The sequence below is a fragment of the Streptomyces sp. NPDC091387 genome (assembly GCF_044756945.1).
Classification (GTDB): domain Bacteria; phylum Actinomycetota; class Actinomycetes; order Streptomycetales; family Streptomycetaceae; genus Streptomyces.
Genome location: NZ_JBIVTZ010000017.1, coordinates 125,929 through 139,120, shown reverse-complemented (window position 1 = coordinate 139,120; position 13,192 = coordinate 125,929). Strand labels below are relative to the sequence as shown.

At 70.1% G+C, this 13,192-nt stretch carries 6 protein-coding genes; 2 read left to right on the top strand and 4 right to left on the bottom strand.

Annotated features, from left to right (window positions below):
- Positions 1–11: 11 nt before the first annotated feature.
- The 4 genes from ACIQM0_RS31055 to ACIQM0_RS31040 all read right to left on the bottom strand — a co-directional run bounded on the left by ACIQM0_RS31055 (position 12) and on the right by ACIQM0_RS31040 (position 11,811).
- Complete coding sequence (locus ACIQM0_RS31055; protein ID WP_401292983.1) at positions 12–1,535, bottom strand: CBS domain-containing protein; 1,524 nt, start codon at positions 1,533–1,535, stop codon at positions 12–14.
- A gap of 86 nt (positions 1,536–1,621) precedes the next feature.
- Positions 1,622–3,979 carry a UvrD-helicase domain-containing protein gene (locus ACIQM0_RS31050; RefSeq protein WP_401292980.1) on the bottom strand — a complete coding sequence of 786 codons (2,358 nt, stop codon included), beginning with the start codon at positions 3,977–3,979 and terminating at the stop codon, positions 1,622–1,624.
- Positions 3,976–11,202, bottom strand: coding sequence for a DEAD/DEAH box helicase (locus tag ACIQM0_RS31045; RefSeq protein ID WP_401292977.1), 7,227 nt, complete (start codon positions 11,200–11,202; stop codon positions 3,976–3,978). The genes ACIQM0_RS31050 and ACIQM0_RS31045 overlap by 4 nt, the downstream gene beginning before the upstream one ends.
- 147 nt (positions 11,203–11,349) lie before the next feature.
- Positions 11,350–11,811: an ATP-binding protein gene (locus ACIQM0_RS31040; protein ID WP_401292974.1), complete on the bottom strand. Its 462-nt coding sequence runs from the start codon at positions 11,809–11,811 to the stop codon at positions 11,350–11,352.
- Between the two features lie 185 nt (positions 11,812–11,996).
- Here ACIQM0_RS31040 and ACIQM0_RS31035 point away from each other — a divergent pair, with 185 nt between their 5' ends.
- Positions 11,997–12,860: a Scr1 family TA system antitoxin-like transcriptional regulator gene (locus ACIQM0_RS31035; RefSeq protein WP_401292971.1), complete on the top strand. Its 864-nt coding sequence runs from the start codon at positions 11,997–11,999 to the stop codon at positions 12,858–12,860.
- Positions 12,857–13,060, top strand: coding sequence for a DUF397 domain-containing protein (locus tag ACIQM0_RS31030; protein ID WP_401292968.1), 204 nt, complete (start codon positions 12,857–12,859; stop codon positions 13,058–13,060). The genes ACIQM0_RS31035 and ACIQM0_RS31030 overlap by 4 nt, the downstream gene beginning before the upstream one ends.
- Positions 13,061–13,192: the final 132 nt, after the last annotated feature.

Sequence of the window (13,192 nt, the reverse complement as noted above, 5' to 3'; positions counted from 1 at the left end):
GCGATCGCCCTTCAGGCCACAAGTTGGAGCAGCCGAAGAAGTTGCCGGGTGGCATCCACCGCTTCGCGCTCCGCCTCCGGAGCATCGACGTCCCAGTGAGCCACACTGTCACGAAACTTCTTCACCACGTCCAGACGATCCAGAAAACTCTGCTGGTCGAAGGGCCAGTTGAGTTGCTTCCACAGGCCCTCCTCCTGGAAGACGTGGCGGTACTCCCCCAGGGTGATCAAACCCTTCTTTTCAAGGATGTTCTTCGTCCGGGTGGGGAGATCTTCGCGGCTGTAGCGGTTCAGAGTGCGGCGAAGACGAAGTTCGACCTCTTCGAGAAGGGTGAAGGGCTCGATGCGGAGCTTGAGCTGGTCGGCGATGTCGGAAGCGGTCAGGACGCCGGTGACGACGTGCTCGGAGTCGACGATGACGAGGAAGCCGTGTTGCCGGAGGTCCTGGATGCGGGAGAAGAGTTCTTCGTGTTCGCGAGCGGTCGGGGCGTCGTGGTCCGTGACCTCGGCGATAGTGTGACCGCGGCCTGTCAGCTTTGCCCGGGCGATCGACTGCCAGGTAACGACGCCCCTGGCGCGTCCGTTGCGGTCGACGACGGGGAGCTGGGAGAAGTCGGCTTCGACCATGTGGAGGTAGGCGAGTCCAAGATCGCCGTCGACGGAGACAGTGGTCACGTCCCGGGCGAAGGGAAGGGTTCCGATCCGCCAGCCAAGGTCCTTCTCGGCAGCCGGCTTTCGCGCTGAACTCGCGGAAGAAGAGTGGCTGTTGAGAGAGATGCTGTCCGGGTCGGCGCTTTCCTCGGTGGCAACGTCTTCGTCGGTGGCAGAGACCGTGACCAGGTCGTCGAGGCGGACGGAATTGAAGTGTGGCTCGACCGTCAGGCCGCGTGCGGCCAGCTCCTGGTCCACGAGTTCGGTGACGCCGACGGTTCGTCGGGACCAGCCCCACAGACCGATGAGGTCGCGAGCCGCGAGCTGCCGGGTGCCGGCGTCGGCGACGTCCGCTTCGAGTCCGGCGATATCGGCCGGCGGGTCAACAGCCCCGGTATATCCAGGATCACGCCCCTCCTTGGCAAGGGCCGTGACGCGGCGTACGGCGTCGCGGCGGGTGAGCTCGCTGATGGTGAGGTATGCCCCCATGCTGTCGCGGAGATCGCCCTTGACTGCCGCCCGGTCCAGGTCCCATACGAGCCAGTCCACTGTACGTACGTGCCGGTAGCTCGGCGGCTGGTCGGCCCGGTACTCGTAGGGGCCAGTGAGCCTGCCGATCGCGATGATCTGCTGGAACTTGCGGGGCATAACGACGAAGTCGTCGATGTCCATGGTCAGGAAGCGCCACAGCTGGTGCTTCCAGCTGGCCAAGGTTCCTGGACCTTCGTCGGGATACGTCTGTTCCAGGAGCGCACCGACGTCTTCGATCGCTTCGCAGGAGCCGAGGTCGCCGAGTTCCTCCCAGCCAGCAATGATCAGCCTTTGTTCGAGAGCTGCAGACTCCAGTTGCCCCTCGCGTCCGCCACGTATGGTCCATGCGCGCACGGTTTCGTCCTCTCGGTGAAGCACAAGCAGGTCGGGGCCCGTGAGGGCCCTGAGCCGGGTGGGTGCGGCTGTCGGATCGCAGTCGGTCAGGCGACCGAAGCGCTCGACGGAGGGCTGTCGGCCTTCAGCAGGCTCGCGGCGCTGTGCGCGATCTTGTGAACGTCTCGCGGCAGGAAGCGGCTCGGCCGCCCGTTCCAGGACACGACCAGTTCATCGCGGGCGCGGGTCGCCGCGACGAAGACGAGCGAGCGTGCTCGCTGCTCCTCCTGGCGGTAGCGGTCGGGGTTGTTCAGCCGGTACGGCTCGATACGCTGGTGCGGGACCTGGCCTTCCGAAACGCCGGCGATGAACACCCGCTGGAACTCCAGGCCCTTGAAGCGGTGCATGGTCCCGATGCGTACGCCGCTCGCGTTCTCCGGGACTCCGTCGCGTCCGATCTCAACCACTGGCACGGGGTGGTCCGAGGTGCCGAGGGTGTAGGCGATCTGGGCTGCCGCGGTGCCGTCGGGAACTGCCACGGCCATTGCCTCGTAGGGGGTGCCGTACTTCTTGTGGCGCTCGACGAGCAGGGCTGCCAGGGCGCGCTGTTCGCTCTGCCAGTCGGGAGCGTGCCAGTACTCGGGGGCCCGGCCGGTGAGGACGGAGCGGTAGCCGTCGAGGGTGTCGTCGCCGAGGTCCATATCGTCGAAGGGCTGTCCGGCCAGCAGGCCTCCGGCGCTGCCGAGGATTTCGCGGGTGGTGCGGTAGCTGAGGGTGAGGCGGCGGGAGGCGCGGCCCGGGGTGCGGATGCCGTAGTGGCTGAGGATCGAGCGGTGGGCGTAGATGCGCTGGTGGGCGTCGCCGACGAGGAAGATGTCGTTCGGTCCCTCGGGGGCCAGGGCGCGAAGCAGTCGCCAGTGGGATGCGGACAGGTCCTGTGCTTCGTCGACCACGATGTGCCGGAAGGGCAGGCGAGGGGCGCTGCCACCCATCAGGCTGGCAGCTTCTCGGTGGATCAGGTCCCGTCCCCCCTGCTCCTCCTTGTACTCCAGGAAGCGGTCGTGATCGCGCTTGCGTTCTCCTGCGATGCGGGCCGCCTCGGCGGCGACGAGATCGAACGTGGTCTGGCGGGGAGACGCTTTCAGATGCGCCCGGTACGCCTCGACCAACTCCCAGATCTCCCGCTTCTGCTTGACCGTGATGCGTGTGCGTCCGGGCCGGCCGACGCCGCGGTAATGGGTGTAGAGGGTGCACTGGTTGGCGATGATGACGTGGCGGAACTCGTCGTCGAGGAAGTCCGCGTCGTAATGGAGGTGTCCGGTCTCGGTGCGGACCGTGTGCCAGAGGCTCATCGCCGCGTCGTCCGGGAGTGGGTAGCCGAGGTCGACAGACCGTTCCTCGGCGACGATGCGCCGGGCGAGGGCCTCGACGGACTCGATACGCACCCGCTCCAGGACGTCGTCGCCGCCGAGCTTGCGCAGCCGCTGTCGCAGGTCCTCGGCGAGGCTGGTGTTGTACGTGGTGAGGAGTACCGGCCGGTCGTGGCCTGGCGGGAGCTGGGAGACGAGGTGGCGGACGCGGTGTAGGGCGACCACCGTCTTACCGGTGCCGGGGCCGCCGGTGACCTTGGCCGAGCCCTTGAAGCGAGTGGTGGCCAGGCGGCGCTGTTCGGGGTGGAGGAAGAGGCGCCAAGCTTCGAAGGAGTCGCCCAGTGCGTCGAGGACGGCGTCGTCGTCGGTGGAGACCAGAGCCGGGTGGCGTGCGGCACCGGCCCAGTCCTCGGGGTCGGCGCCGGGGGTGTGCCAGGCATCGGTGATGTCACGCCGGACGTCCTGGACCGGGACGTCCTCGGCGAGGGCGAGGAGAACGTCCCGAGTCAGCTCGGGGACGTTGTCGCCGAGCAGTGCGTCGAGCTGTTCCCGGGAGGTGATCCTGCGGATGGAGGTCAGGAGGGATCGGCTCACGCCGAGGCCCGTCAGGTCGTCGTCGCTGACGTCGGCGAAGAGCTCGCTGGGCAGCGGCGTCACCGAGGCGGGCGAGCGCACCTGCGGTGACCGCTCGGCACGGTCCTGCGGCCCGGACTGGGAGGAGAAGGCCAGGACGTTGTCGGACGCCCGTACCTGGTCGATGACCTCCGGGAGCCCGGACACGGGGTTGATGGAGACGGTGAGCCGGGACAGTTCCTCGTGTGCCGCAGCGCCTTCGCGTACCGCGAGGACAGTGAAGCGCCTCTCCTCCGTTCGCAGGAGGAGAGCTGCGTGATGAGGTGGAATGGCGGCGATCAGCAGTTCGCCGTTGGCACCAGCTGCACGCAGCGGCGCAAGGCGCAGGGAACGGTTAGCGCGATCCTCACGCAACCGGCGTACGAAATCGATGACTTGGTTGTTCGCCTGGTGGCCAAGCCTCTGCAGGTCCTTCTGGACCTGCATGTTCATGATGACCCGCGCGCCCGTACCGGATGTCATGCTTCCCCCTCCTGGCGGTTCGCAGAGGGGCTGAGCAGGCGACGGGCCAGCTCGTCCATCGCCCACCTGTCGACGGGGCGGACGTCCCATCCCAGTCGTGCGAACTGCGCCATGTCTTCCTCGTTCTCGGCCACCTCGGGGAGCACAATCCCGATCTTGTGCTGTGGCCAGGCGAGTTCCACTGCCATGGTCACCCCGTCCACGTCCCAGAGGACCTGGGCTACCGGCAGATTCGGATGCTTCCCCGCGTACGCGTCGATGAACCGTCCGGCGAACTGCTGCACCGCAGGGTCGCCGTCGCTGAGTTCGTCCTGGATGGCGCGCCAGACGGCGAGCTCGGCCGGGGTACGGTGCTCCGGCTCCGCCTGGCCGGCCCGAGGCTCAGGCGCTTGCTCCACCGCGTCAGCCGGCGAGGGCGTCCCGGCGGCCTCGGACCGTTTCTCCGCGACGGGTTCCGCGGCGGAGAGGCCGTGCCCGGCCTTCTCTTCCCGGAGCGCCGTGAGCAGACCGGCGGCCGGCCCTGCCGTGACCGCGAGGAGCGAGGCGTCGAAGTCGTCCAGGGCGGTACGGGCCAGGGCGATGCCGTCGGCCCGTCCCGCACCCGTGGGGTCGAGGAACTGGATGAGGTTGCCCCAGTTCAGCCAGGCCTTCCAGCGGCGCCGGTGGTCGGGGCGATCACCCCGGACGGCGTCCTGACGGTCGTCGAGCACGACGAGCGCGCTCCACACCTGCTTCTCGTGGCGACGGTCGACGACCAGCAGGAGCGGCAGGCCGGAACCGTCGTGAGCCTGGACGAGGGTCAGTCCCTGTCCGCTGGGCTGCGGAGGCCCCTGTCCGCGCAGGACGGACTCGATCCAGGGCACAGCGCTCCGGGGATCGGCGGGCACGGACACCGGCTTCGGGTCGGTGGTCAGGAGGCCGGTCAGGGCGCGTACCGACAGCGCCTGCCAGAGCGCCGGATTCGGGTGGCGCAGATAGCCGAGGAAGGAGGGGACGGCCCCGCTGTACACGTAGGAGTCGAGTACGGCGGGATTCTGCTTGGCCGCGGCCCACTTGGCACGGACCCTGCCGCCGGGTGACTGCTCGCCTTCGACGGGGTACGGCGGCCAGGCGGCATCGGCGGCCGGCCCGGCCACGACGCGGGCGAGGGGGTCGGGCACGACGACAGCCGGCGTTCCACGGCCCGCCGCCTTGCCTGCGGCCTGCTCGGCCAGTTGCTTTTCCCAGGCCATGACGTCGTCCCAGGTGATCTGCCAGACGAGCATGCCGTCGGCCCGGAGCCGGGCCCGCTTGGCCGCGTCGGAGGCGATCCGGTTGGTACGTGCCGAGGCGTGCCACCGGTAGCCGTCCAGGTAGACGGCGACGGGCAGTGGCTTGGGGCCGGCCTGGGCGTCCGCGCCGGAGGTGGGGCGGAAGAGCAGGTCGGGGCGGGTCCGGTAGCCGGTGAGGTCCTTCTGCGCTACGACTTCCCAGTTCACGGCCCGCCCTTCGGTCCGCAGCGCGAACTGCTTGCCCTGGCGCCCGGTGGGCGTGGTGCCGTGGTCGGCTCCGCCGTTGCCGGGGAGGGCGAGCCAGGTGTCTAGGCAGGTGATGAAGCGACGCTCCAGGTCGCTCTCCGCCTGTTCGGCGAAGCGGATGCGGTCCTGGGCGCTCCGGTAGGCGTCGCGAGACGGTCGGCGGTCGATCTGCCAGCCGCTGCGACCGTCGGGGCCGAGCAGTCCTTCGAGCATCCAGAGGGCCTCCTGCCGGTCGAGGTCCTTGTACTCGCGCTGGTTCTGCGCGTACGGCAGCAGGCAGCGGTGGCAGGCGCGGCGCCCGGACGTCTTCTGGCACGGGCAGGTGAGCAGGACGCGCTGGGCGGCGGCGAGGACGGCACGGAAGTCCTCGCCGTCGTTGTCGACGAGGCGCTGGAGGTAGCCGGTGCCGCCGGGCAGGGCGTCGTACAGGACGAGGTAGTGGCGGGTGAGTCCGGTGTCGCGGTCGGGTTCGGTGGCGGGGGTGGAGCGGATGTGGGCCGGGTCGCCGCCGTAGTGCCGGGCGAGGCCCAGATGGAGAGCGGCGGAGAAGGAGGCCAGGCGTTCGGGGACGTTCAGGGTGGCCGCGGGCAGCAGGATGCGCAGGGCTTCGGTGTGGTGTTCAGCGGCGGTGAGGACGCGGGTGAGGTCCCGGGGCGCGGTGCGACGGTCGCGGCGGCGCACGGCGCACCACGGGAAGTGGTGGGCGTGTTCCGGCGAGTTGAGGGCGGACTCGGAGAGCTCTTCCTGGACGGGTGCGTGCCCGGCCTCACGGTCGGTGGCCCCACCGCACAGAGGGCAGAGCACGAAGCCGGTGACGTTGGTCTCGGTGCCCGCGAAGAAGGTGTCCGTGCGGCGGCCGGGGCGGGCGCGGCCGAGGTTGAAGCCGCGGATGACGGCTTCGCGGACGTGGTCGACGCCGAAGGTGGCGCGGGTGTGCCGCCAGCTCTCCTTGACCGCGTCCGGGTCGATGTCGACGGCGGTGACGGTGGTGTAGTTGATCTGCTTACGGTTGTCACTGTCGTCGATGATGCGGGCGTCCTCGCGCTTGTCGCGGGAGAGGACCTTGCGGGGCACGACCACGGTGTACAGGGCGGTGCGCCCGCCGATGGATGTGCTCGCGCAGCGCGGGCAGGGCCGGGTGTTCTGCTCGGCGTCGTCTCCGGTGCGGACGTGGCCGCATTCCCCGCACACCCGCCAGGTGCGCAGGACGGGCGGTGCGGCGTCGGTGTCCTTGCCTTCGGCCGGCGTTCTCTGGGGGCCGAGGTCGAATCCCTCGACGACGTGCCGGTAGCCGCGCGCGTAGTACGAGTTGCCGGGTGCGAGTTCGCTGAGTGCGGCGGTGGCGGGCCGGTCGTAGGTGCGCACTTCGGGACGCCACCTGGTGCGCTCGGCCGCAGGGTCGGCCTCGCCGGCGCGGGCCCGGCGCGGCGGTCGCTTGTGGTTGAGCGTCGCTTCGAGGCGGACGCCTTCCTCGACGAGGCTGTAGTTGGGCAGCAGGCCCTGTTCGACGAGGAATCCCTGGGCGCCGGCGTTGGAGATCTCCTGGAGCCTGCCGCCCAGAGCGGCTGCTTCGCGCCCGAGTGCCTTCTTGTCGCGGGCCTCGTCCTCGATGTTGTCGTGCAGCGCGTCGGCAGCTTCGTTGATCTGCTTGCGGCGGGCCTGGAGGCTGTCGAGCTCCGCCTGCCAGGCCGTCTCGGCTTCACGCACAGCGGTGGCGAGCCCGGACTCCGCATACTCGAGCAGCGTCCGGCGAGCCTCGGCGGACACCCCGGAGTCACGCACCGTGTCGATCTCGGGGAAGAGGGCCAGGAACTGTTCGGCGTAGTCGGTCCGGCCGGAGGCGGCCCGGATGAGGGCCTTGGTCCAGCCGCCCTGTCCGAAGAGGTAGTTGGCGCGGTCGACGAGCGGCGGTACGTCGCGGAGTCGGCCTCGGGCCGCGAGGTCGAGGAGGTACGCCGTGTACTGGCGGCACAGGAGTTCACCGGCCGACAGGAAGCAGCCCGGCGGGGTGATGGGCCCGTCCATGAGGTGGCGGGGCTCGGACAGGTGGTACAGGGCGCGTGGGCTGTTGTCCGCGAGGGACACCATGAAGGCGTTGCCGGTGGCACGGCCCGCCCGGCCGACCCGCTGAACGTACGAGGCCGTGCTGGACGGCAGGGAAGCAAGGATGACCGCTTCCAACTGGCCGATGTCGATGCCGAGTTCAAGGGTCGGAGTGCAGGAGAGCACGTTGGGATCGGTGTGCAGGGTGCCGCGCCGGAACCCCTTCTCGATCTCCTCGCGCTCTTTGCGCTTGAGTACACCGGTGTGCTCGGCGGCGACCACGTTGTACGGCCCGGACTCGCGGTACAGGCGCCGGTAGTAGTCGTAGCGGTAGTCACGGCCGGCTCGCCCCGCCGCCGAGGCGGAGGGCACGGTCAGCAGGCCGTCGCACTGCTTGAGCGGGCAGCGCATGCCTTGCCACACGGCGGTCCGCTCGGGACCGACGGTCTGGGTCCAGCCGCAGTCCGGGCAGGTCACGGCGGCGTGCTGGGTCTCGGTGTCGGCCAGGGGCCGCACCCGGACGTGCCCGGCGGTCAGGCCGTACACGCCGGGGCCGCGCTGCTTGCCCTTCTTGGCTTCACCGGTCGGGCGGTGGGCGAGCGCGCCGATGTCAGGGTCGGTGAGCCGGAGCAGGAGCGACGAGACGAAGGCTGCGGCGCCTGCACGGTCCAGGCCGCCGAGGCAGCGCACGGTGTAGTCGGTGAACCAGCTTTCCGCGGAGTCGGCCCGCTCGAAGTCGGTACGCCCCGAGGCAGCGCCGAGCAGGACGAACGAGGGGGCCTGGGCGCCCCGGGGAAAGGCGGGCATGCCTTCGGCACGCAGGCCGGTGAGCAGGTAGCGGTTGCGCCCCTCGTCGGCGACGAAGGCATCGAGCCAGTGGTGGAAGATGCCGCCACCGGCCCGGATGTGTTCGAGCAGCATCCGTACGTATCCCTCGAAGCGGCGCAGCCGCTCCGGGCCGGAGGCGGGCAGTTCGCCCTCCGCGGCCCGTGCAGGACCTTCGCCGCCCTCGACAGCGGCCTCACCGTCGCCGGCAGGAGCGTCGTCGACGGTGGGCAGCATGGAGTTGAGCTGCTGCTCGTAGAGGGCCTGGGCGGTACGGGCCGCGAGCTCGGGGTCGGGCAGGTGGACCTCGGCGGCGACGGTACGGGTGAGCTCAAGGGTCCTGCCCCAGCGGGAGCTGAGGCCGAACTCCAGGAGGGTGTTGAACGCGAGGCGCTCGCCGACCAGGGACCAAGACGGCTCACCGGCCTGCCTGGATCCGGCAAGGAGCTTCTTCACACGGTCGATGTCGCGCATGTCCGGCGGCACGACGGAGGAGAGCAGCTTCTGCTCGTCGTCGGCGGCGCGCACGACCAGGTCGGCGATGACCTCGTTGAGCGGTACGCCGTCTGCCGCCACGTCCGTGTTCTCGGCGGCCCGGCCCTGGAGCTGCTCGTACAGCAGGGAGCGCAGCGAGAACTTCCAGGCGCGGCTGGCGACGAACCCGGCGCGGTGGGCGGCGTCCTGCACGGAGTCGTTGAAGATCAGGGTGCGGCGCCGGTCACGGCCCAGCTCGTCCCGTGCGGGCAGCTCGCCGCCGGTGAACAGCTGGGTCACCACCACGGAGGTCAGCGGGGCGATACCGGCACCGAGGAATCGGATGCCCTGGCTCTGGCCGCAGGCCGGACAGCGGTCCTGCTTCGCGAACTCGTCCTGGTCCCGGTTGTGAATCCAGGCCGTCACGAACACGCCGTTCTCCGGGGCCTCGGCGACCTTGTCCCCGTCGAGCAGGACCTCGTCCGGGTCCAGCGCCCGCAGTTCCTGGCCGTTGTCCTCAAGGACCATCACGGTCGCCTGGCCGCTGGTGCCGCGGCGTCCGCGCCGGGTCCGCTGGTCACGCAGAAGCCGGGCCTGTTCGGCGGCCTCGGCCGGGGTGGCTTCGATGAGCGCCCGGACCCGGCCCTTCGCCGCGCCGCCTGAGACGCTGCGCCGGTAGATCTCCTCGGGGGCGTGCTCCAGTTGCAGCGGATTCCGCTCGGGGCACACAGCCGCCCAGCCGGAGCGGCCGCAGTGCCGGCAGTACGCGGCCGGCAGTCGTCCGGACCGCTGGACGCGGCGTCGACGTTCGGCCTGCGCCGCGACCGTCACGATCGCGAGGTCGGCAGGGGTCGCGGTACCGACCGGCGCCCCCGGGCCGCTGCTCGGGTTCGGGGCGGTCAGTGCGGCCTGGTCGGCATCGATCCAGGAGAAGACCGGTTCCGGTGCGGTGAAGCGCAGGACGCGGGAGAGCGACCGCACCCACAGGTGCGTCTCGATCATGACGAGCGGCCGCTCCTTGATCCCGGGAGCGTAGGGGTCCCGTGCTGCTGACAGCAGCGCCACGAAGCGAGCGAGCGCGGTCTCGGCTTTCGCCGGGTCGGCGAGGGCGGCCAGGCGCCAGGCGGAGGTCGGATCGGAGGTCGGATCGAATGCGCTCAGCGCCTCCAGCGCGGAGACGGGGCGGTGTACGTCCGCCCGCAGCAGGGCGTGGGTGAGCGGGTGGGCAAGCAGCCGCCGCCCCAGCTCGCGGGGGCTGAGATCCGCGCTGCCGAGGACCGCGCGTGCCACGTCGGCGAGGGCGTTCTTCTCGCGCGAGGGGTCCGGGAGCTTCGCGAGTTCGACGGGTGTCGGCACGGGCAGCGACGGGTCCACGGCCGCCAGGAACGTCTCGACCGGGAGCCGGTCCTCGCCGACCACCGCGTCGTCGGGAAACCTCGTCCCGAAGACCTGCGAGGCGAAGTCCAGCATCGGGCGCGGACCGGACTCCTCACCACCGGGCCCGGTGGTGGTCGTGGTCTCCCCGCCGGCCGTGCCGAGCGTCGCGGATGTGGCGACCGGGCAGATCCGCCCCAGCGGCCTGCCCGGCTCGTCGGCACCGGCGGCGACCGCGAGGCGCCGCAGCAACATCGCGACGTCGGTGCCCTGCGCGCCGTCGTACGTGTGGAACTCGTCGATGACGATGTACGCCAAGTCGGCGTCGCGCCACAGTGAGGCGTCCTGCTGCCGCTGGATCAGCAGGTCCAGCATCTTGTAGTTGGTGATCAGGATGTCCGGTGGATTCCGCCGTATCTCGGCCCGGTCCACCATCACCCGCCCGTACGGCGACTCGGTCCCGGACGCGGACGCCTCGCCGATGTAGAGACCGGCCGTCACCCCTGCGTCGAGCAGTCGCTCGTCCTCCAGGAGGTCACCGAGACGGGACGCCTGGTCACCGGCGAGCGCGTTCATCGGATACAGCAGTACGGCCTTCACACCGTGCTTACCGGCGGCCTTCTCCCGACGGCAGTGGTCCACCACGGGGAACAGGAACGACTCGGTCTTGCCCGACCCGGTACCGGTGGTCACCAGCGTCGGACGCGGCGTCCGACCGTCCTTGGAGGACAGCCGGGCGAACGCCTCCGCCTGGTGTGCGTACGGCGTGAAGCCCGTCTCGAACCAGTCCAGGTGCTGCCGCCAGCCGTCGGCCGCGGGCCGGAACGGTCTCCGGATACGGAGGTAGGGGCCGCGGAAGATGCCGTCGGCGGGATCGGTGAGGAACTCGGTCAGCGCGTCCTGGGTGTCTGGCTCGGCCAGCGCGAACGTGGTCGTGAGGTACTCGACCGTGGTGTCGCGCAACTGCTGCGCGGCGAGGGTGGGTCTCATGACGCGCGGTGGCCCCTGTTCTCCCGTGAACTGTCCGGGCCCGGCGGGCCGGTCGGCCGACTGGCCGACCGACCGAATGCCCGGACCTCTCACACTGCTCCACGAACTCTACGAGAGGCCACTGACATCCGTACACCCACGTTTGGATCACTCGGAGCGAATACCGAGGACCGCCCAGACCGTCTTGCCGCCGGGATGGTACGGGCGCCACCCCCAGCTGTCAGCAAGCGCCTCCACCAGGAGCAGACCGCGCCCGTGCTCGCTGTCACCGGCGTCGCCGTCCGGGGGAGGCGCGGGAAGGCGGTCGCCTCCCGCGTCGGTCACTTCGACCAGCAGGCACGTGGGGTCGAGCGTGAGGCCGAGGCGGGCCTTGCGGCCACGCACCCGGCCGTGCAGGGCCGCGTTCGCGGTCAGTTCGGCGATGAGCAGACGGGCGGTGTCGGCGGCCCCGGTGTCCGGCGGCAGGTGCGGGGCGAGGGCGCGTTCGGCGGCCAGCCGGGCGGTGTGCGCACCGTATTCCGTGGTGGCGAAGAGAACGCTGAAGTCGAGCTTGCCGGTCGGCGTGGACGGTTCGCGTGTCGCGACGGCTGATTCCGTTTCCTTGTTCACCTCACCGAGCCTGCTGCCCCGGCCCTACGTTGGGGAGTATGCGCAACGGTACGGAGAGTGACTGTCCGGCCGTCCGGGCAGGCTGTACGGGTCACCGCCGCCGCTGTCCGGGCGTACGGCCGTGACCTCCGGCGACTGCCGCCGGTTGGGCACGTCGGCGACAAGTACGGGACGGGTGGGACGCGATGACGACACGGCCGGAGTGGGAGGCCCGGGACCAGGCAGGCTCGGAGGAGACTGCGGAGCTGTTCCGCACCATCGGCCGCATGGTCAAGGCGGCCCGGGAGCGGGCCGGCATGAGCCAGAAGGAACTGGGCGAACGGGTCGGGTACAGCGAGGAGCAGATCTCCTCGATCGAGCGGGGGCGGCGGACACCGCAGCCGGAGTTCCTGATCGCGGTGGACGAACTGCTCGGGTGTGGTGGGTTGCTGGCGGTCGCGGCGGAGGACGTGCAACGGGCGAAATCGCGGCGGCGGGTGCGGCATCCGGAGTGGTTCCGGGATTACGCGCGGCTGGAGGCGGAGGCGGTGGAGATCTGCTTCTACTCCACGTTGACTGTGCCGGGGTTGCTGCAGACGGAAGGGTACGCACGGACCGTCTTCACCGCGCGGCGCCCGCTCCTGGACGATGACACCATCGAGCAACGCGTAGCCGCCAGGATCGACAGGCAGCAGATCCTGGCCCGTTGGCCCCCTCCGGCGGTGACTGCTGTGATCGAGGAATCGGTACTCCGTCGAACGATTGGAGGGCGGCTGGTTCAGCACGAGCAGCTTGAGCGGCTAGTGGAACTGGCCCAGCTCCGCAACGTGGAAATTCAGGTGCTGCCGCTGGATTGCGAAGGCCATGCCGGCATGGAGGGCCCCTTCATCCTGCTTACTCCGCACGGAAGACCGCAGATGGGTTACGGAGAGTTCCAGAGCATCAACCGACTCATCACGGACCCGGACGAGGTCCGTATGCTGGCCGCACGCTACGGGAGCATCCGAGGTCAGGCGCTCAGCCCGTCTGACTCCCGGACCCTTATCGAGAAGCTGCTGGGAGAACGATGAGGCACGAACAGGCCGAGCCGACGCGTTGGATCAAGAGCACTTACAGCGGAGGGGACGGCGGAGAGTGCGTCGAGGTCGCTGCCGACCGCTCCGCCGTCCGCGTACGGGACTCCAAGGAACGCTGGGGCCCTCAGCTTGCGTTCGCGCGCGACGCGTGGACCGGGTTCCTCTTCGACCTCGGGCAGGGCGGGTCTTACTGAACGGCCCGGCCCGAGGTCGCACCGCTCACTCGGGGTGACGCGCCCTCTCGCCCGGCGGCGCCAGGAGTTTCTGCACGCCGCCCGCCCCGCATGCCTCTGGCCGCAGCTGCCGAAGGCGATGCCCAAGGCGCG

Excerpts from the sequence above, each read along its gene's own strand:
- ACIQM0_RS31050 (WP_401292980.1), bottom strand. The coding sequence starts at position 3,979 with ATGACATCCGGTACGGGCGCGCGGGTCATCATGAACATGCAGGTCCAG.
- ACIQM0_RS31045 (WP_401292977.1), bottom strand. The coding sequence starts at position 11,202 with ATGAGACCCACCCTCGCCGCGCAGCAGTTGCGCGACACCACGGTCGAG.
- ACIQM0_RS31035 (WP_401292971.1), top strand. The coding sequence starts at position 11,997 with ATGACGACACGGCCGGAGTGGGAGGCCCGGGACCAGGCAGGCTCGGAG.
- ACIQM0_RS31030 (WP_401292968.1), top strand. The coding sequence starts at position 12,857 with ATGAGGCACGAACAGGCCGAGCCGACGCGTTGGATCAAGAGCACTTAC.